Genomic DNA, 19,762 nt, shown 5'->3' on the forward strand with positions numbered 1-19,762 from the left:
CACGGGTTGCGCAACGCATCCTCGCCCTGACCACCGCCATCTGGCACAACCACCACACAAACTCCCTAGCCAGAAGAACACTGACCGCCTACGACCACTAACACCCCCAGGAATTGATCATCTAGTGGGCACGTTCGTGCGTTCGTTGGCGTTGGTGTGGCGGCTGCCGAGCGGCTCGTGACCGGGGTGCATCAACTGCTGGAGCCGGTTTCTGGTGGTTATGGCGACCGGTACCGGCGCCGTTGGCTGCTCGAACCGGTTTCTGGTGGCTACCGATACCCCCTAGGGGTTACCTATACCCACCAGAAAGTGGTTCGAGCAGAGACAGCGAACCGACACCGATCCGATAACCACCACAAACTGGTTCCAGCGCCCTGCCCCGGCGCCGGCGATCCACGATCAGCCCACCAAGCCCAATTCCCCCAACGAACAAACAAACGCACACAATCACTAGATGGCCCAGGGACTGAGGCCTGACGAGGTTCGGACGCCCGGGGGCCGGTCGCGTGGTCAGTCGGGCTCGACCAGTGGCGGCAGCAACAGGCCGCCGGCGCTGGGGCCGCCGATACCGAGCGCGGCTTCCAGGATCGCCACCACCTGGTCGGTGCTGCCGGTGCCCGGCGACCAGGGGTCGACGAAGTCGTGCATCCAGTGCAGGTCGCCGTCGATCCGGGCCTCACCCCGATAGGCCGCGGCGCCGGCGAACACCTCCGCGGTGAAGGCGCGGGCGGCGTCCTGCCGGACGGCCAGGTCGCCCGGGTTGCTGATCAGCACGACCCGGTCGAGCCGGTGCCCGGCCGGCACCGAGCCGTCGAACAGCGACTCGGACAGGTGCAGGAACGGCACCACCCCGGAGAGCGGAAAACCGGGGTAGGCGTACGGGCTGTGCCCCAGGTCGGCCTTCACCCGCGGATCCCACCACAGGTAGAACCTGCCCGGAACCACCCGCGGATACTTCACGCAGAACCGCACCAGCGGCATCGGGAACCCCTTCGGCGCCACCAGCGGAGCGGCCAGCACGGCCCGGCTGACCTCGTCGCGGGTCGCCGCGGCCCAGGCCGCCATCGTCCCGCCGGCGGACAGCCCCAGCACCCAGACCTGGTCGCCCAGCCCGGCGGCGATGTCGATGCAGGTGTCCACCTGGGCCACCAGCTCGGCCTCGGTGAGCTGGGCCAGGTCGCGGGTCAGCCGGTCGGGAAGGCCGTGGTGCGGCATCCGGGGCAGCAGCACGCGGTAGCCGGACGCCCGCAGCGACTCGGCGACCGGGACGAACTGCGAGGGCGCGTTGGTGAAGCCGTGCCAGATCACGATGGTCACCGGCGCCGGGCCGTCCGGCTCCAGCAGCCGGCTCCGGGTCGCGTCCGGGATGCCCTCGTCGGCGGCGGCCAGTTCGGCGAACCGGACCAGGGCGGCCTCCCGGTCCGCCGCCGGATCGGCGGACGAGGTCGACGGCGGCGCGACCGTCAGCCGCCGGTACCAGCCGGGCGGCGAGGCGCCGGGAGTGCCCATCGCGTCCTCCGTTCTGCGGTCGGTGCGTGCTCGCGACCACCTGTGGGGCCGGCGGCGTACCGGCATCAGCGGAACCGGTCCAGGTGGACCCCGGCGTAGGCGAGGGCGGCAACACTCGAGCCGTCGGTGATCCGGCCGTCGGCGACCATAGCCAGAGCTTCGGCGAACGGCACCCAGAGCACCTCCACGATCCCCTCCTCCTGGCGCGTCCGGTCGTCGTCCGGGGTGCACACCAGTCCACGGGCGAGATAGACGTGCTCAGGGGCGATCGCTACCCCGTTCAATGCGTTCATCACACCCAGGAGTGTCCATTCCGATGCCGTGAGCCCGGTCTCCTCACGGAACTCGCGCTTGGCGGCGACCAGCGGCTCCTCGCCGTCGGTGCCGCCGGCCGGGACCTCCAGTCCGGTACCCGTCGTGTAGCGCGCCACCCGGACCAGGCACACGCGTTCCAGCGCGTCGATCGCCACAACGAAAACGGCTGGGTGGCGCATCGTCACGACGCCGTAGATGCCGTCGCCGGCAGGTCCGGTGACCTCGTCCTCGCGCACGGAGATCCAGCGGTTTGTGTACACGGTCCGAGTCGTTCGGGTGTGCCAGACCATGGCGGGAGCGTACCCGGAAGGATGCATCAACCCACGCCGTCGACTTGAACTCGACCCCGCCCTTCCGCCGCGATCGCGGCGCGGTGAACTTTGCTGGCCGGGTCCGAAATGTTCCGGGCTCCGCCGCCGTTATCACCGACGAGACCGGTATCACCGACGAGACCGGACGGCGGACGCCCCGCGTCCGCGACGAGCGAAGGAGACGGCATGACAGCCGGAAACGACCGAACGGTGCTGATCGAGCTGTGGAGCGATCTGGGCTGCCCGTGGTGCTATCTGGGCAAACACCGGCTGGAGGCCGCCATCGCGCAACGCCCGGACGCCGAACGCTTCGACGTCCGGCTGCGCTCCTACGAGCTCGATCCGCGCGCCGCTGCCGAACCCGAGCCGATCCTGGACCACCTGGCCCGCAAGTACGGCGGGCCGCTCGAGCAGGTGCAAACCATGGAGGGCCGGGTGCAGGCGCTGGCCACCGCCGACGGCCTGCCCTACGTCACCGAGCGGGCCACCGCGAACACCCTCGCCGTGCACCGGCTGCAGCACTACGCCGCCGAACAGGGGCTCGGCACCCGGCTGTTCGGCGCCGTCCAGGACGGCTACTTCGCCGGCACCCTGAACCCCTTCGACACCGAGCAGTTGGTGGGCGCGGCAGCCTCCGTCGGGCTGGACGCCGACGCCGTCCGGACGGTGCTGGCCGGCGACGCCTACACCGACGACGTCCGCGCCGACGAGGAGGAGGGACAGGCCCTGGGCGCCACCGGGGTGCCGTTCATCGTCTACGGACGCCGCTACGCCACCGCCGGCGCGCAGAGCGTCGAGGGCTACGCCCAGGTGCTGGCTCAGACCGTGGCCGACTCCGCGGCCGGGGCGTCGGCCGGCTGAATCACCACGTTCGGCAACGCCAGCGCGAGCAGTCCGCAGGCCGCCAGCCCGACCACCACCGCGGCGTAGAAGGTGGTGGCCAGCCCGAACCGCTCGGCGATCAGGCCGCCGAGCACGGCACCGATCGGCATCAGCCCGTAGGACAGCGTCCGCCCGGCCCCGCCGACCCGGCCCAGCAGCCCGCGGGGCACCAGGCGTTGCCGCAGCGACTGGGTGAGCACGTTGCCGGTGGTGCCGGTCAGCCCGACCAGCGCGAAGGCGACCGCCACCGCCCAGCCGTTGGGCCACAGCACCGGAACCAGCATCAGCAGTTCGCCGGCGGTGAGTGCGGCGATCATGGTGCGGAGTTCGCCGAACCGGCGCTGCAACCGGTCGGTGAGCAGCGAACCGGCCACCGCGCCGACCGCCAGCCCGAGGGTGAGCAGCGGGAACAGCGCGGGGGTCAGACCCATCGCGGAATCCGGTCCCACCGCCCACAGCACGAACACGGCGAAGTAACCGGTGTTGGCCAGGTTGATCAGTCCCGCGGCGATCACCAGCGGCCGGATCACCGGGTGCCGGACGACGAACGCCAGACCCTCGCGCACCTCGGCGAGCGGGTGTGACGTGGTTCGGGGCGTCGGGCGGAATCGTCCGCGCAGCCCGACCGCGAGGGTCAGTGCCGCCAGCGCGGCGAGCGCGGCGGACGTCCCGAAGCCGGCTCCGGCGCCCACCACGATCAGCGCGCCGGCCAGCGGTGAGCCGAGGAACGTGTTGGCCACCTGCTGGACGCCGAGCAGGCGTCCGTTCGCCGCCGGCAGCCGGTCGGCGGGCACCAGGTCGGGGACGATCGCGGTGGCGCCCAGGTCGGCGAACACCTCGGTGACGCCGTAGATCAGGGCGATCGCAAGCAGGGCGGGCATGCTGAGGCGCCCGGTGAGGCTGAGCACCGCCGCCGCGGCGAGCACGGCGGCACGGACGCCCAGCGCCAGCACCTGGACCCGGCGCCGGTCCGTCCGGTCGATCACCACCCCGGCCGCCAGGCCCAGCACCAGCCACGGCACCCAGCCGGCCGCGGTCAGCAGCGAGACCTGCGCCGGCGAACTGGTCAGCGTCAGCGCGGCCAGCGGGGCCAGCGTCCCGAAGACGCCGTCGGCCAGGTTCGCCAGCCCGGTGGACGCCAGTTGCGCGCGGAAGCCCGATCCCAGCCCCGCTCCGCGGCGTCCCGATGCACGTCCGGCCATCTCCGGCCACCTCCCAGTAGACTGCCACCTGATGCAGAGGTATCTCTGCAAAGGACTCTATGCAAAGGTATCTCTGCATATGGCGCAGGACAAGACCTCGGGCGATGACGCCCCGGCGACGAACGACCGCACGCTCGGCGCCGAGTCGCTCAAGGCGTTCGCCCACCCGCTGCGGATGACCCTGTACGCCGAGTTGCAGCGCCGCGGCCCGGCGACGGCGAGCCAGCTGGCCCGGGCGCTCGGCGAGAGCAGCGGACAGACCAGCTACCACCTGCGCCAGCTGGAACGTCACGGCTTCGTCGAGGACGACCCCGAGCACACCGGCGGCCGGGAGCGCTGGTGGCGTCCGGTCGGCTTCCGGCTGACCGATCCGGAGCTGATGCGAGACCCGGCGACCGAGCGGGCGGCCGGCGCCGTGATCGGCCAGGTGATCGCCGAGCGCACCGCCACCCTGACCTCCTGGCTGGAACACCTCGAGCCCGAGTTGGCCGACGGCGTGGGTCAACTTTCCACCTCGACCATGGAGCTCACCACGCAGCAGGCCGACGAGCTCACCACCGAGCTCCTGGACCTGATCCAGCGCTACTCGGACGCCGCCAAGCGGCGTCCGCGGGCCGACGGTGCGCGCCGCTACCGGGTCTATCTGGACGTCGTCCCGCTCACCGTCGATTTGCCGGAGGACGCCGGCGACCGATAGCCTGACCGGCTGCCCTCACGAGGGGGCACCAACGGTGGGCACGAAAGGGATGGACATGTTCGGCCTCGACAACGTCACGAAGCGACCGCAGCGCACGCTGCTGATCGCCGGTTCGTGGCATGCCTATGGCCGCTGCAAGCGCGGCTTCGAAGGCAGCCTGCCGGGCAGGAGTGGGCCCCCGACCTGACCCGCGGAGAATAGCTCCGCGCGTCCGGATCGGACGTCAAGCCGCCCACTCGCCTGCCGAGCCCGGGCGGCTTTTTCATGCCCGCCCGCCGATCATCCGTGAAAGAAGAAGGAGAAAGATTATGAACGAGTTCCCCGTCGCCCTGCCCGGCGCGGCGAACGACAACACCTTGATGTGGGCGCACCCGCACGACATCGAGCCGGCCGCGCTCGATCAGCTGCGGAACATCTCCCGGCTGCCCTGGGTCGACCGCGTCCGGGTGATGCCGGACGTCCACCTCGGCAAGGGTGCGACCGTCGGTTCGGTGATCGCCATGCGCGACGCCGTCAGCCCGAGCGCGGTCGGCGTCGACATCGGCTGCGGCATGGCCGCGGTCCGGACCGGCCTGACGCTGGGCGACCTGCCCGACGACCTGCACGGGCTGCGCACCGCGATCGAGGCCGCCGTCCCGGTCGGCTACCGCGGCAACGAGGGCGAGGCCGCCGTGCTGCGCACCGACGTCCGGCTGCGGGGTCGGTTCGACATGCTGTTCGGACGGTTCGACCAGCTGCGGGCACCGCGGATCGGCGACCGGCGCTCCCGTGCGCTCTCGCAGTGCGGCTCGCTGGGTGGCGGCAACCACTTCATCGAGCTGTGCGTCGCCGAGGGCGACGAGCGGCTGTGGCTGACGCTGCACTCCGGCAGCCGGAACATCGGCAAGGAACTGGCCGAGCGGCACATCGCGTCCGCGAAGACCCTGGAGCACAACCGGGGCCTGCCCGATCGCGACCTGGCGGTCTTCCTGGCCGGGACGTCCGAGATGGACGCCTACCTGAACGACCTGTGGTGGGCCCAGGACTACGCGATGCTGTCCCGGACGCTGATGCTGGCCACCGTGCAGCAGGTGTTCGCCCAGTGGATGGCGCAGCGGCACGCTGGTGCGGTCGGCTTCGACGACCCGATTCTCTGCCACCACAACTACGTGGCGCGGGAGAGCTACGACGGCGTCGAGCTGATCGTCACCCGGAAGGGCGCGATCCGGGCGGCCCGGGGCGACCTGGGCCTGATCCCGGGCTCGATGGGCACCGGCAGCTATGTCGTCCGGGGTCTCGGCAACGAGGCGTCGCTGAACTCGGCCAGCCACGGTGCCGGACGCCGGATGTCCCGGACCCGGGCGCGGCGGACGTTCAGCACCGACGACCTGGCCGCCCAGACTGCCGGCGTCGAGTGCCGCAAGGACGCCGGGGTGGTCGACGAGATCCCCGGCGCCTACAAGGACATCGACCAGGTGATCGCCGCCCAGGTGGACCTGGTCGAGGTCGTCGCACGGCTGCAGACGCTGCTGTGCGTGAAGGGCTGAGAGCCGCCGCGCGGTACGCGCGTACCAACGCCCGGGAAGGTTCCGAAACGTAGTACCTGTGGGACGCCGGGGACGGTTCCTTTCGGACCATTCGTAGTACCTGTGGGACGCCGAGAACCGTCCCCAACGGTCCACCGGTACCTGTGGGACGACGCCCGTCGAAGCAAGAAGGAAGGAGGTCGAAGGATGGAACGGGTCACCGTGCTCAACGCCGATGCGCACCAGGTGCTGCATCAGGTGTCGCTGCAGCATGCCGTGGCGATGCTGTACCGAGACGTGGCACGGGTGCACGAGGCCGTCCCGGGGCGGCGGTTCGGGCCCTACCCGCAGCCGCACTCGCTGGTGCTGGTCAGCTACGTGTACACCCGGTGGCTGTACCAGCGCTCCGGCCCGCTGCCCTGCACGTTGGCCAATGTGCTGCGCCGAGACGGGCACGCCTGCGCCTACTGCGGACGTCCGGCGTCCACCCGCGACCACATCGTGCCGCGCAGCCGGGGCGGTCCGACGTCCTGGCTCAACCTGGTGGCGGCCTGCGCCGAGTGCAACGGCTACAAGCGCGACCGGACGCCGGAACAGGCCGGCATGCAGCTGCGGATCCAGCCGTTCGTGCCGGCACCGGCCGACCTCCGGCCGCGCTGACACCTTTCCCGCGCCGACCTGCACCCATCGCTCGCCTAACTATTTGGGGCTCGCTGAATTCGGCGAGCCCCAAATAGTTAGGCGAGCGCGGGAACCGGAGTTACTTCGGGAGGTCGGCCACCAGGTCGCGGATCCGGCGCACCTCGGCGAGCAGCCGCTCCTGGGTCTGGCCGGTGCCGCTGTCCGGATGCGCCATCGCGGCGCTCACCGCCGCGACGGTGACCATGAAGGCCACCCGGGCGGTCTGCGGATCCCCGGTGCGCCGCTGCAACAGCTCCTGCAGCGGCCGCAGCCGGGTCACCGTCTGCTTCCAGAAGTCGATCCCGAGCTCGGGCTGCGCCTTCAGCAGCGACTTCACCCGCGGGTAGTCGGTGGGCAGTTCGACGCTGGCGGCGACCAGGGCGCAGACGTCCATCAGCAGGTTGCCCTGCCCGGCCAGGAACTCCTCGCGCTGCTCCTCGCCGATCTCGCCCAGCAGCAGGTCGAACGCCGCCGCGACCTTGGTCGGGTAGTAGTTGAAGAAGGTCCGCGGCGAGACACCCACCTCGGCGCAGATCTCGTCCACCGTCACCCCGCCCGGCCCCCGCTCGGCGACCAGCCGCAGCGCCGTGCGGTGGATCGCCTCCCGGGTGGCCAGCTTCTTGCGTTCCCGCAACGAACTGCAGGCTCGGTCCGCGACCGCGTCATTCACTACGGGCTCCCTCCGGCTGAGGCCCATTGTCGCCCAGTTCGGACTTCTCCTGCAGCGCCGAGCGGGTCCGCAGCGGCGGCACCCGGTAGAACAGGGTGACCGCGAAGGCGAGCACCATCACGCCCAGCCCGGTCCAGTACAGGGTCACCACCGAGCTGTTGAAGCCCAGCATGAACGGCCTGGTCAGCCGCGGGTCCGCGCCGTTGAGGAAGGAGGTGTCGCTGGCGCTGGTGTCGCTCTTGACCTGATCGGTGTCGCCGGAGTTGATCGCGTCGATCAACTCGGGAACCAGCTGGTCCACCATGGCCCGGCGCTGCACCGGGTCGGCGTAGTCGATACTCAGCCGGCCGTCCACCACGCTCATGTTCTTCTCCTCGGCGACCTTCTCCAGCGCCTTGCGGCGGGCGTCCGGCACCAGCTTGGCGACCTGCTTGTCGATCACCTTCTCGATGGTGGAGAGCTGCCGGGCGCCGTTGCTGAGCTTGGCGCTGCCGCCGGCCGCCGAGCCGGTGGCGGTGGTCAGCTGCCCGCCCTTGCTGGCCGCGGTGCTGGCGCCGTCGGCCAGCGCACCGATGCCGGTGGCGAGCTTCGCGGCCCCACCACCCAGCGCCTGGACGCCGTCGGCCAGCCCGGGCTTGCCGGCGGCACCGTTGAGGTAGGCGCTGGTGACGTTCACGCTGGTGCCCAGCGCGACCATCGCGGTGCTCACGGCGGCCTGGTCGCCGTCGGCCTTGGCGCAGGCGGACGCGTCACCCTGGTCGCAGGCCGCCCGGTCCTTGGCCTGCGCGGTCAGCGCGGCCTGCAGCGCGGCGAAGTCGGTGGTGGCCTTCTTGGCCTGCGTGCCGGCGGTCTTGGCCGCGGTGCCGAGCTTGCCGAGCCCGTCGGCCAGTTTCTTCTCGCCGGACGCCAACTGCTTGGCGCCGGTGCCGATCTTGCCGACCCCGCCGACGAACGCGCCGGTGCCGGTGGACAGCTTGCCCAGGCCCTTGCTGAGCGCGGACGCCCCGTCGGCCAGCTTGCCGGCGCCCTTGGCCGCCTGCTTGTGGACGGCGTCGGCAACCTTCTCGCGGACCTTGGCCTTCACTTCGGTGTTCACCGTGTCGGTGGCCTCGCCGAGCTTGTCGTCGACCTTGTCCTTGATCTTGTCGACGATCGGGTTCCACATCCGGTCCATGATCCCGGCGTTGTTCGGCGCCGAGGCCACCGCCGGGTCGAGGGCGGCGTCCAGCGCCGCGGTCAGGGTGTCCTTGCCGCTCAGCGAGGCGGTGATGTTGCCGGGCAGCACGCTGAACAGCAGCGACAGCATCACCGCGGTGCCCAGGGTGCCGCCGATCTGCCGGAAGAAGGTGGCCGAGCTGGTGGCCACGCCGATGTCGCGGGCCGGGGCGGCGGCCTGGATGGCCATGGTCAGCGTCTGCATCAGCTGGCCCAGGCCGAGGCCGATCACGAACATCGCCACCATCAGGTACCAGAACGGCTTGTCCACGCTCATGAAGGCGAGCACCAGGAAGCCGACGCTGGTGGTGGCCGTTCCGGTGATCGGGAACACCGCGTACTTGCCGGTGCGGGAGACGATCTGGCCGGTGCCGATCGAGGCCGCCATCACGCCGAACATCATCGGCAGCGTGGCGAAGCCCGATTGGGTCGGGGTGAGGCCGGTGACGATCTGCAGGTAGAGCGGGATGGTCATCATCGCGCCGAACATCCCGAAGCCGACCAGCACGCTGAGCACGATCGCGCCGGAGAAGCCCTTGGCGCCGAACAGCCCCAGCGGGATGATCGCGTCCGCGCCGAGCCGGCGTTCGACCAGCAGGAAGGCCACCAGACCCGCGATGCTGATCGCGTAGCAGGTCAGCGACGCGGCCGACGTCCAACCCCACTCGCGACCCTGTTCGGCGACCAGCAGCATCGGGGCCAGGGTGCCGACCACCAGGGCGGCGCCCCACCAGTCGATCCGGGGCGCGGCGTGCGGGGTGTGCGGCAGGTGCAGGAAGGCGATCACCATCAGCAGCGCGACCACACCGACCGGCACGTTGACCAGGAACACCCAGCGCCAGCCGGTGATCCACAGGATCTGCTCGGAGCCGGCGAACAGCCCGCCGACCAGCGGCCCGATCACCGCGGCGATGCCGAAGGTGGCCAGGAAGTAGCCCTGGTACTTGGCCCGCTCCCGCGGGGCGAGCATGTCGCCGATGATGGCCAGCGGCAGCGACATCAGGCCGCCGGCGCCCAGGCCCTGGAAGGCGCGGAACAGCGCCAGCATCGGCATCGAGGTGGCGAAGCTGGACAGCGCCGAGCCGAGCACGAAGATGCTGATGCTCAGGATGAACAGCGGACGCCGTCCGAACAGGTCGGACAGCTTGCCGTACAGCGGTGTGGTGACCGTGGCCGCGATCAGATAGGCGGTGGTCACCCAGGCCTGCTGGTCGAGGCCGTTCAGGTCGTCGCCGATGGTCCGGATCGCGGTGCCGACGATGGTCTGGTCGAGTGAACTGAGGAACATGCCGGCCATCAGGGCGTAGATCACGAACATGATCTGCCGGTGGGTCATGATCGGCTCCGGGTTCGCCGCCGGCGTCGCGACCGGCGCCTCGGTGCTGACTGCTGCCGCCATCAGGTGTCTCCTTCATGCAAAAACGCCGCTGAAGGCAGCGGCGCGTGGCTACGGTAGCGCAACTTTGCAGTAATGCAAGATCTGGGTGGGATAGGGTTTCGCTCACGGCCGAAGCGGACGAAGGGAAGGCATGCCGCGACTGCAGGGCGAGGCGAGAGGTCGCTGGGCGGCCCGCCTGGACTCCGGTCTGTTCGTCGCCGGCGGCGTGCTGTCGGTGTGGCTGGCCTACCTGACCCTGCAGGAGGGCATCCAGCCCGGCTGGCCACTGTTGCTGGTGGTGGTGTTCTGGGGGCTGGTGGCCTATCTGGTCCTCCCCCGCATCCACCGCATCCTGACCCAGATCTACCTACCCGACTACTTCATCGGCCGCACCCGGACCGCGGACGGGCTGCTCGGCGACCCGGTGAACCTGGCACTGCTCGGCGAGGCGGAGCAGCTGCATCCGGCGATGCGGGCCGCCGGCTGGACGCTGGCCGACGAACTGACCCTGGTCACCGGCTGGCGGATCGTGGTCTCCTCGCTGCGCCGGCGCACCTACCGGGCGGCGCCGGTCAGCCCGCTGTTCCTGTTCCAGCGCCGGCAGGACTTCGCCTATCAGCAGGAGGTCGCCGGCAGTCCGAACCAGCGCCACCACGTCCGGTTCTGGCGCTGTCCGGACGACTGGCTGCTGCCCGGCGGCGCCCGGGTCGACTGGCTGGCCGCCGGCACCTACGACCGCAGCGTCGGGCTGTCGCTGTTCACCCTGCAGGTCACCCACAAGATCGCCCAGGACGTGGACGCCGAGCGCGATCACATCGTCGAGGGACTCCAACGCGCCGATCCGGCCGTCCGGGTCCGGGTGATCGAGGGGTTCGGCGCCGGCTATCACTCCCGCAACGGCGGCGGCGACCTGATCCACACCGACGGCCACCTGCCCATCGTCGACCTGACCGGACTGGGCGAGGCCCAGGCCGCGCCGCCACCGGCACCGCCCGCGACCCGCCGGACGCCGCCGGCGCAGACCTTGTTCGCCGCCGTGGTGACGGCGATTCGCGGGCTGGGCAACCTGGGCATCGCCGGCTTCGCCTTCGCCGGGGACGCCGCCGGACTGGAACTGGACGGTGTCGACGGCGCCCAGGCCGTCCTGCCGGCGATCGGCGTGGCGCTGATCTGCGTCGCGCTGTTCGACCTGGCGCTCACCGTGCTGATGCTGACCCGCCGGAATTGGGCCCGGCTGATGCTCTGCTGCCTGAGCCTGGCCGGCGCCGCGGCCGTCTTCCTGAGCCGGACGCTGAACAACGATCACGGACGCCTGGGCGGCGACCTGGTCAGCCTCGGCCTGAGCGTGCTGGTGCTGCTGGCGCTGTCCAGCCAGGCGGCCCGCCACTGGTCCCGCTCGGCCGGCACCGGGCCCGGCGGCGGCTGAGGCCGCTGCAGCCCCTCCGGCACCCGCGCACGAACGCTCGCGCACCCATCCTCTGTGCACAGGTGTTCAAGTTGACAGTCCTCCTGCCCGACGACGCACCGGTCTCTACCGTGGGATTGCTCGCCGCTGTGCACATCCGTTCATCACAACGATTGCGCGGGGGCGGTCGGAGTTCTTAGCTACAGGTGAGGGCGGCAGTGTGGCGGCCCCCGAAAGAGGAGACATACATGATCAACGTCGATTACGGTCTGCCCGCGAGGAAGGCGACGCGGCCCCAGCTCGTGCCGGGAGCGGGGTGCGCGCGATGAGCAGCTACGACCTGACCACGCTGGGCGAGGGGCAGATCCGGCTCACCGTCAACAAGGGCGATCGGCTGTCCACCTGCCGCACGCTGCGGCTCACCCCGGCCGGCTCGGAGGCCAACGTGGCCGGCCTGCTCTCGCAGCTGGGACGCCGGACGGCGTGGGCGTCGGTGTTGCCGCACGGCGACCTGGCGACCTCCATCATCCAGGAGTACGCCTCGGTGGGCGTCGACATGGCGCACGTGGTGCGGGTCCCCGAGGGCCGCATCGCGCTGTACTTCATGGAGCCCGGCGACCCGCCGATGCCGGCCCGGGTCACCTACGACCGGATGAACACCCCGTTCCGGGAGATCAGCCCGGCGACCTTCGACTGGGACGCCCTGCTGGACACCCGGGTGCTGTTCGTCACCGGCATCACCGCGGCGCTGACCGAGAACACCGCCGAGGTGATCACCTACGCCGTCGAGCAGGCCGCGGCCCGCGGCGTCCGGGTGGCCCTGGACGTCAACCACCGCAACCTGCTCTGGTCGCCGGAACGGGCCCGTGCCGTGCTGGAGCCGCTGCTGGACAAGGTGTCGATCCTGTTCTGCTCGCGCGCCGACGGGGTCAAGGTGTTCGGCATGGAGGGCGACGGCCCGGCCGTCAACCGCGAACTCCAGGAGCGCTACAACCTCGACCACGTGGTGTCCACCGACGGCACCGCCGGGGTGTACTACAGCGGGCTGGAGGGCCATCAGCTGTTCGAGGTGGCCCCGGTCCGGGTCACCGACCGTCCCGGCGCCGGCGACTCGTTCGTGGCCGGCACCCTGCACGGCTACCTGGACGACACCGTCCTGCAGGGCATCGGCTACGGCCTGCAGACGTCCAAGTACGCCCTCACCCATCACGGCGACCTCACGCGGATCTCCACCGCCGAGCTCGAGGCGCCGACATCCACCGACATCCTGCGCTGATGCAGGCACTGACAACGGAGTTCATCAATGACTGAGAAATCGGCTCCACCGATGACCGCGCTGGAACAGATCGACGCGCGGCCACTGACCAAGAACCAGCGCAGCCTGATCGGACTGGCCGTCGCCGGCAACATCTCCGAGTTCTTCGACATGTTCCTGATCGGCTTCGCCGTGAACGTGCTGTTGAAGGACCCGGCTTGGCACCTGCGCGGCGACGAAGCCGGCATCATCCTGGCCATGTCCGGCCTGGGCACCGTGATCGGCGCCATCGGCTGGGGCCGGCTGGCCGACTCGATCGGACGCAAGCGCTCCTTCTACTGGTGCACGGTGCTGTTCACCGTGTTCACCGTCGTCTGCGTGTTCACCCCGGACAACGGCTGGGTGCTGCTGGCCTTCCTGCGGGTGCTGGTCGGCATGGGCGTGGGCGGCCTGAACATCGTCTCGATCCCCTACGTGCAGGAGTTCGTGCCCGCCAAGCAGCGTGGCCTGTTGGCCGGCCTGACCGCCGTGTTCATCCCGCTCGGCCTGTTCCTGGGCTCGGTCGCCTCCAGCCTGACCGGTTCCAACTGGCGTCTGCTGATCGCGCTCGGCGGCATCCCGATCTTCCTGCTGTTCTGGCTGCACCGGGTGCCGGAGTCGCCGCGCTTCCTGCAGTCCAAGGGACGCACCGAGGAGGCCCGGGCGGCCCTGGCCTGGGCGCTGCAACTGCCTCCCGAGCAGGTCGGGACGCTGCCCGAGGCACCCAAGACGACCGCCTCGGCGTCCTACCGGCTGATCTTCACCAAGTACCGCAAGAGCCTGCTGATCGTGGCCATCGGCTCCTTCAGCTTCATCCTGGGCTCGTCGGTGATCCAGTCCTGGGGCCAGTCGATCCTGGGTTCGGCGTACGCCTTCGACTCGGGCATGGTGGCCAACCTGTTCATGCTGGTGTCGCTGGGCGACCTGCTCGGACGCCTGTCGTCGGCCTGGCTGGCCGACCGGATCGGCCGCAAGAAGGTCATGCTCAGCTACGGCCTGATCGGCGCGGTCGGCCTGCTGCTCTCGGCCGGCTCGACCATGCTGGCCGGCGGCGCGGGGGCCAACGCGGGCTGGATCTTCTTCATCGGCATCATGATCGCGATGACCTTCGGCGACGGCGCCTTCGGCGTGCTGAACCCGTTCGGCGCCGAGCAGTTCCCGAACGAGGCCCGTTCCACCGGCCTCGGCCTGGGCTACGGCATCGGGTCCACCGGCAAGATCTTCGGCCCCTGGCTGCTGGGCGCGATGTTCGGTGCCAAGGTGACCGCGGACATCATTCCGGCGGCGTTCCTGTTCTTCGCGGTGCTGCTGGTGATCGGTGGCGTCACCTACCAGTTCGCCCGGGAGACCAAGGGCGAGTCGCTGGAGAAGATCTGACCCTGCCGTCCGAGCAGCAGTGCTCACGGGACGCCGCGACCACGGTCGCGGCGCCCCCGGCCGCGTCCGGGCCCGCTTCAGTGCGGGACTCCGCCGGTGCGGGACTCGTCCAGTGCGGGACTCCGGTGCGACAGGGTGCCGCGCCCACCCCGGTCAGGGCGGACGCGGTGGCCGGGTCAGTCGCCGGCCAGCTCCAGCAGCCGCAGCGCGGTGGCCCGGTCGGTGACCAGTGCGGAGATGAAGCCGCCCCGCATCACCGCGGCCAGCGCGGCGACCTTCGCCTCGCCCCAGGCCACCCCGATCACCAGCGGGATCTCCCGGATCCGCTCCGGTTCGACGGCGATGGTGCGGGCGCACAGGTCGCTGCGGATGTGCTCGCCGGAGGCCGCGATGTGGTGGCCGCAGACGTGGCCGACCGCCCGGGCCTGGCGGACGTCCTCGACCAGCGCCGGATCCTCGTAGGACCGGAAGATCAGCCCGGAGTGCCCCTCGTGCACCGCGCCCACGCCGACCAGGGCGATGTCGGCCCGGGCGCCCAGCTCCAGGGTGGTGGCGATCTGGTTGTCCTGGCGCAGCGCCTGGGCCACCCCGACGTCGCTGACCACCAGCGGGGCGGGCAGCGGATGGAACGAGCCGCCCAGCTTGCGGGCCATCCGCCGGCAGGTCTCCGGCGAGTCGTACAGGCCCTGCGAGCTGCCTACGCTGCCGATCATCTGCACCACCCGCGAGCGCGGCCAGGCCAGCTGCGGCATGGCGTCCACGGTGGCGGTGACGGCCAGCCCGTTGGAGACGGTGATCAGCAGGTTCTCCGAGGCCACCTCGACCATCAGGTCGGCGGCGCAACGGGCCACCTCGTCCTGGGACGCCGAGGTCTCCCCCGGATCGGCCACCCGGGCCTGCTTCAGACCGAACGCCTTGACCAGGTCCTGCTCGATGCCGAGCACCCGCTCCAGGGGGTGCCCGATCCGCACCTGGACGATGCCGCGGCGGCGGGCCTCGGAGAGCATCCGGGAGACCGTGGCGCGGGAGAAGCTGATCGCCTTGGCGATCTCGGCCTGGGACTGGCCCTCGCTGTGATAGCGCCGGGCCACCTCCAGCAGCAGCGCGATGTGCTCGCGGGCGTCCAGCGTTCGGGAGCGCCGCCGAGGCTCTTCGGGCTGGGGCTGATCGTCGGATTCGGTGAGCATATGTTCAATCTAGCTTCCGGCCTCCGGTTTGGCCAGCCTTACATTGCGCCGTACTGACGGCGCGGAACGTCGAGGCGTCCGCCTCTCATGAACATCTGTTCACGCGCGTGGTTGCTGGCCCCTGCCCGCCGACTTACGTTGGCAGTAGCGATCACGCCTTGCCCGACAACCCGGGCCTGAGTTCAAAGGAGACCTTCAATGGCATTCGCACGTACGATCCGCGGTGACGTCGCCCCCGAGACCCTCGGCGTCGTCAACTCCCACGACCACCTGATCCGCGTCGGCGCGGGTGAGGTCTACATCGACCCCGACCACCAGCTCGACTCGGTCGAGAAGGCCGTCGAGGAGGCCGGCTACTTCGTCACCGCCTCGAAGAACTGGACGCCGTCCGGCGGCACCGTCGTCGACATGTGCCCGATCAACTGCGGTCGTGACGTGGAGCTGCTGGCCCAGGTCGAGGAGCAGACCGACGGCCTGCAGGTGATCGCCGCCACCGGCTTCCACCAGGAGAAGGTCTACCTGGAGACCCAGTCGCACTGGGTGAACCGGTACAGCGTCGACACGATCGCCGAACTGATCATCGCCGACATCACCGAGGGCATCGACACCCACGACTACTCCGGCCCGGTCATCGAGCGGACGTCGTACAAGGCCGGTGTGATCAAGGTCGCCACCGCCTACGGCAAGATCACCAAATTCGAGCGCAAGTGCATCGAGGCCGCCGCGATCGCGTCCATCGAGACCGGCTGCCCGATCAACACCCACACCTCCGCCGGCACCTGCGGTCTGGAGCAGGCCGAGCTGATGATCTCGCTGGGCGTCCCGGCCGACCAGATCGCCATCGGCCACATCCAGCGCAACGCCGACATCTGGTACCTGACCCAGATCCTGAAGACCGGCGTCTACCTGGAGCTGGACGGCACCGCGCGGCTGAAGTACCAGCCGGAGGCCAACCGGATCAAGGAGTTCCGCGAGCTCGGCGAGGCCGGCTACGGCGACCGGCTGCTGCTCGGCACCGACTCGGGCAAGCGGTCGTACCAGAAGGCCTACGGGTCCACCACGGGCGTCGACTACAACCCGGCCGTGGACGGCCCGCGGATGCTGGACGAGGGCTTCGACCGCGCCTACGTCGAGAAGCTGCTGATGCTCAACGCCCAGACCTTCTTCGCCTTCCGCAAGGACGCCTGAGATGTCCCAGCCGACCAAGCCGCGGCTGCAGGTGGCGCTGGACGCCACCGATCTGGCCGAGGTGCTCCGCCCGCTCAACCGCGCGGTCGACCAGGTCGACGTGATCGAGTGCGGCACCATCCTGATCATCGCCGAGGGGCTGCGCGCGGTTCGCGAGATCCGGGCGCTGTACCCGGACAAGACGATCCTGGCCGACGTCCGGATCGCCGAGGCCGGCAGCCTGATCTCGCGCAACTGCTTCGAGGCCGGCGCCTCCTGGGTGAGCGTGGTGGCCGGGGCCTCGATGACCACCGTCGAACAGGTGGTCAAGGTGGCCGCCGAGTACGGCGGCGAGGTGCAGATCGAGCTGGGTGAGGGCTACGACGCCGACCAGGCCCGGCAGTGGCGGGCGCTCGGCGCACAGCACGTGATCGTCAAGCGGTCCCGCGACCGGGAGGCGGCCGGCGACCTGAGCTGGGGGCCGGACGACGTGGCCCGGGTGCACGAGCTGGCCGGGATGGGTTTCACCGTGACGGTCACCGGCGGCGTCCGGGTCTCCGATCTGGACACCTTCGCCGGCGCCCCGGTCGGCGTGGTGATCGCCGGACGCTCCATCGTGAAGGCCGACGACCCGCTGGCCGCCGCCACCGAGTTCCAGGACAAGCTCCGCGAGGTGTGGTCATGACCTCGACCCTGGAACGCCCGCCGGCTCCGGCCGGCACGGCGCAGGTCACCCTCGGCATCTACGAGAAGGCGCTGCGCTGGACCGGGGACTGGGACGAGTTGTTCGCCGACGTCCGGCGCGCCGGGTTCAGCTTCGTCGACCTGTCGGTCGACGAGAGCCCGATGCGCCGGGCCCGGCTGGACTGGACGCCGCAGCAGCGGCAGCAGGTTCGCGAGGCGGCCGCCCGCAACGGCGTCCAGCTCGGTGGGCTGTGCCTGTCGGTGCACCGGGCGGTGGGGCCGGGTTCGTCCGACCCGCGGGTGCGGGCGGAGGCGGACCGGATCTACGCCCAGGGCATCGAGCTGTGCCGCGACCTCGGCATCCCGGTGCTCCAGGTGGCCGGCTACTACGCCTACTACGAGGACGCCGACCCGGGCCAGCGGGCCCGTTACGTCGACGCGCTGCGGCGGGCCATCCCGCTGGCCGCCCAGGCCGGGGTGCTGCTCGGCATCGAGAACGTCGACGGCAACGACGTCACCTCGATCAGCCGGGGGATGAACATCGTCCGCGAGATCGATTCGCCGTGGCTGCAGATGTATCCCGACATCGGCAACATCGCCGAGCAGCAGCTCGACGAGATCGAGGAGCTGCGCGCCGGCGCCGGGCACATGCTGGCCATCCACATCAAGGACGTCCGGGTCGGCGAACCGCGCCGGGTTCCGATGGGCGAGGGCATCGCCGACTTCCCCAAGGCGTTCGCCGAGCTCGCCCGGCAGTCCTGGAGCGGCCGGATGATGATCGAGATGTGGAACGACGACGTCCCCGAATCGGTGCAGCGCTGCATCGAGGCACGGCAGATCGTCGAAGGCTGGCTGCGCGACGCCGGGATCGTGATCGTCCCGCCGGCGTCCTGATCGCCGAGCGGCCCATCCCAACCCAAACACAGAAGAAGCAAGGAAGCTGATGCTCGAAGAACTGAAGGAAAAGGTGTGCGAGGGCAACCTCGCACTCGCCAAGGCAGGGCTGGTCGCCTGGACCGGCGGCAATCTGTCGGCCCGGGACGCCGAGAACGGCGTGATCGTGATCAAGCCCTCCGGGGTGTTGTACTCGGAGATGACCCCGGACGACATGGTCGTCGTCGACTACGACGGCCGGATCGTCGAGGGCCAGCGCGGGCCGTCATCGGACACCCAGTCGCACCTGGGCATCTACGCCCACCGCAGCGACGTGTTCTCGGTGGTGCACACCCACTCCCGCTACGCCACCGCGTTCGCGGCCGTCGGCCAGCCGATCCCGTGCTGCCTGACCGCGATCGCCGACGAGTTCGGCGGCCCGGTGCCGTGCGGCGGGTACGCCCCGATCGGCGGTGACGCGATCGGCAAGGAGGTGGTCGCCAAGATCGGCCGCTCGCCGGCGATCCTGATGCGCCAGCACGGCGTGTTCACCATCGGACCGACGATCAACAAGGCCCTGCAGGCCGCGATCATGGTCGAGGACGTGGCGCACACCGTCGCGATCGCGATGGGGATCGGCCAGATCGAGGTGCTGCCGGAGTCGGAGATCGAGGCCAACTTCGACCGGTACAGCAACCGCTACGGCACCCTGGCGGCCAGCCACGGGGTCACCGTCTAGGACGCCTCCACGGGCAGGCGACGCGGGCTGCCCCGCGGAGCCTGAGAACGGCCGTCCACACACCAGGCGGCCTTCGGAGCGGGTCTCGTCCCACCTGCTCCGAAGGCCGCCGGCCTGTCTCTGCGGCCCGGTCCCGACCGCCGCCCCGTAGGCTGAGCGGCGACCATGGCCGATCCACTGCTGGCCGTCGTCACCGCGGCGGTGCTGAAGTACCCGTTGGGCGATCCGCGCCTGGCGGGGTTCCTGGACGGCGTCGACCGGGTCAACCGGCTGGCCGAGGCGTCCCCCGGCTTCGTCTGGCGGCACCACGGCGTGGTCGGACACGCCGCGCTGATCGAGGCGTTCGGGCACCCGGACGTGCTGCTGAACCTGTCGCTGTGGGCGAGCTACCCGGACCTGCACGCCTTCACCTACCGCGGCCTGCACGGCCGCTACCTGAGCGCCCGGGAGCGCTGGTTCGTCCCGTTGCCCGGGCCGACCACCGCGCTGTGGTGGCTGGACGGCGACGTCCGCCCCGACCCGGACGCGGCACTCGCCCGGCTGCTGCAGCTGCGCCGGCACGGACCGTCGGCGCGGGCGTTCAGCGTGCTGCGCCGCTGGCGTCCGGACGGCACCCCGGAGCCACCGGCCCGGCGCCGGCGTCCCGCCCGCTGACCGCCGAGGCCCTGTGG

General features: G+C 70.5%; 19 protein-coding genes. 13 read left to right on the forward strand and 6 right to left on the reverse strand.

Translation table 11 applies throughout. The features are described from left to right. Positions 1-510: 510 nt before the first annotated feature. Together QM582_RS03535 and QM582_RS03540 are read right to left on the reverse strand one after the other, a co-directional pair. Entirely contained in the window at positions 511-1,509 is a 999-nt protein-coding gene (locus tag QM582_RS03535) for an alpha/beta hydrolase (protein ID WP_415081807.1), read from the reverse strand. 65 nt (positions 1,510-1,574) lie between these two features. Further along, a complete protein-coding gene (locus QM582_RS03540; RefSeq protein ID WP_415081809.1) occupies positions 1,575-2,114 on the reverse strand; it encodes an NUDIX domain-containing protein in 540 nt (179 codons plus the stop codon). A gap of 207 nt (positions 2,115-2,321) precedes the next feature. Here QM582_RS03540 and QM582_RS03545 point away from each other — a divergent pair, with 207 nt between their 5' ends. After that, the gene (locus QM582_RS03545) at positions 2,322-2,996 is read left to right on the forward strand and encodes a DsbA family oxidoreductase (protein WP_415081811.1); all 675 of its coding nucleotides are present in this window, start codon (positions 2,322-2,324) and stop codon (positions 2,994-2,996) included. Here the strand turns inward: QM582_RS03545 and QM582_RS03550 are convergent. Beyond that, complete coding sequence (locus tag QM582_RS03550; protein ID WP_415081813.1) at positions 2,954-4,219, reverse strand: MFS transporter; 1,266 nt, start codon at positions 4,217-4,219, stop codon at positions 2,954-2,956. The two genes, QM582_RS03545 and QM582_RS03550, sit on opposite strands and share 43 nt — an antisense overlap. Positions 4,220-4,298: 79 nt before the next feature. On the opposite strand from QM582_RS03550, the gene QM582_RS03555 reads away from it, so the two are divergent. The 4 genes from QM582_RS03555 to QM582_RS03570 all read left to right on the forward strand — a co-directional run bounded on the left by QM582_RS03555 (position 4,299) and on the right by QM582_RS03570 (position 7,081). Then, positions 4,299-4,916 (forward strand): helix-turn-helix domain-containing protein, encoded by a 618-nt coding sequence (locus QM582_RS03555; protein ID WP_415081815.1) that lies wholly within the window; start codon positions 4,299-4,301, stop codon positions 4,914-4,916. A gap of 55 nt (positions 4,917-4,971) precedes the next feature. Further along, positions 4,972-5,103, forward strand: a complete 132-nt coding sequence (locus QM582_RS03560; RefSeq protein ID WP_415081817.1) for a hypothetical protein — start codon at positions 4,972-4,974, stop codon at positions 5,101-5,103. A 121-nt stretch (positions 5,104-5,224) separates the two neighbouring features. Beyond that, positions 5,225-6,442, forward strand: a complete 1,218-nt coding sequence (locus tag QM582_RS03565) for an RtcB family protein (protein ID WP_415081818.1) — start codon at positions 5,225-5,227, stop codon at positions 6,440-6,442. Between the two features lie 186 nt (positions 6,443-6,628). Beyond that, positions 6,629-7,081, forward strand: coding sequence for an HNH endonuclease (locus QM582_RS03570; RefSeq protein ID WP_415081820.1), 453 nt, complete (start codon positions 6,629-6,631; stop codon positions 7,079-7,081). A gap of 100 nt (positions 7,082-7,181) precedes the next feature. Here QM582_RS03570 and QM582_RS03575 read toward each other — a convergent pair whose 3' ends face one another. Then, positions 7,182-7,772 (reverse strand): TetR/AcrR family transcriptional regulator, encoded by a 591-nt coding sequence (locus QM582_RS03575; protein ID WP_415081822.1) that lies wholly within the window; start codon positions 7,770-7,772, stop codon positions 7,182-7,184. Next, complete coding sequence (locus QM582_RS03580; protein ID WP_415081824.1) at positions 7,765-10,386, reverse strand: MFS transporter; 2,622 nt, start codon at positions 10,384-10,386, stop codon at positions 7,765-7,767. The genes QM582_RS03575 and QM582_RS03580 overlap by 8 nt, the downstream gene beginning before the upstream one ends. 130 nt (positions 10,387-10,516) lie before the next feature. On the opposite strand from QM582_RS03580, the gene QM582_RS03585 reads away from it, so the two are divergent. The 3 genes from QM582_RS03585 to QM582_RS03595 all read left to right on the forward strand — a co-directional run bounded on the left by QM582_RS03585 (position 10,517) and on the right by QM582_RS03595 (position 14,441). After that, positions 10,517-11,791, forward strand: a complete 1,275-nt coding sequence (locus QM582_RS03585) for an LssY C-terminal domain-containing protein (protein WP_415081826.1) — start codon at positions 10,517-10,519, stop codon at positions 11,789-11,791. 304 nt (positions 11,792-12,095) lie between these two features. Further along, the gene (locus QM582_RS03590; protein ID WP_415081828.1) at positions 12,096-13,046 is read left to right on the forward strand and encodes a sugar kinase; all 951 of its coding nucleotides are present in this window, start codon (positions 12,096-12,098) and stop codon (positions 13,044-13,046) included. A 27-nt stretch (positions 13,047-13,073) separates the two neighbouring features. Then, the gene (locus tag QM582_RS03595) at positions 13,074-14,441 is read left to right on the forward strand and encodes an MFS transporter (protein ID WP_415081829.1); all 1,368 of its coding nucleotides are present in this window, start codon (positions 13,074-13,076) and stop codon (positions 14,439-14,441) included. A 176-nt stretch (positions 14,442-14,617) separates the two neighbouring features. On the opposite strand, the gene QM582_RS03600 is transcribed toward QM582_RS03595, so the two are convergent. Further along, positions 14,618-15,628, reverse strand: a complete 1,011-nt coding sequence (locus QM582_RS03600) for a sugar-binding transcriptional regulator (RefSeq protein ID WP_415081831.1) — start codon at positions 15,626-15,628, stop codon at positions 14,618-14,620. 198 nt (positions 15,629-15,826) lie between these two features. Here QM582_RS03600 and QM582_RS03605 point away from each other — a divergent pair, with 198 nt between their 5' ends. The 5 genes from QM582_RS03605 (at position 15,827) to QM582_RS03625 (ending at position 19,745) form a co-directional block, all read left to right on the forward strand. Further along, positions 15,827-16,816, forward strand: coding sequence for a phosphotriesterase (locus tag QM582_RS03605; RefSeq protein WP_415081833.1), 990 nt, complete (start codon positions 15,827-15,829; stop codon positions 16,814-16,816). Between the two features lies 1 nt (position 16,817). Beyond that, positions 16,818-17,480: an orotidine 5'-phosphate decarboxylase / HUMPS family protein gene (locus QM582_RS03610; protein WP_415081834.1), complete on the forward strand. Its 663-nt coding sequence runs from the start codon at positions 16,818-16,820 to the stop codon at positions 17,478-17,480. After that, positions 17,477-18,373 carry an L-ribulose-5-phosphate 3-epimerase gene (locus QM582_RS03615; RefSeq protein WP_415081836.1) on the forward strand — a complete coding sequence of 299 codons (897 nt, stop codon included), beginning with the start codon at positions 17,477-17,479 and terminating at the stop codon, positions 18,371-18,373. Before QM582_RS03610 ends, QM582_RS03615 begins: the two co-directional genes overlap by 4 nt. Before the next feature lie 49 nt (positions 18,374-18,422). Beyond that, positions 18,423-19,091 (forward strand): L-ribulose-5-phosphate 4-epimerase, encoded by a 669-nt coding sequence (locus tag QM582_RS03620; protein WP_415081838.1) that lies wholly within the window; start codon positions 18,423-18,425, stop codon positions 19,089-19,091. Positions 19,092-19,256: 165 nt separating this feature from the next. Further along, the gene (locus QM582_RS03625) at positions 19,257-19,745 is read left to right on the forward strand and encodes a DUF3291 domain-containing protein (protein ID WP_415081840.1); all 489 of its coding nucleotides are present in this window, start codon (positions 19,257-19,259) and stop codon (positions 19,743-19,745) included. The last annotated feature ends 17 nt before the right edge of the window (positions 19,746-19,762 follow it).

It is taken from the genome of Micropruina sp. (assembly GCF_047607385.1).
GTDB lineage: Bacteria > Actinomycetota > Actinomycetes > Propionibacteriales > Propionibacteriaceae > Micropruina.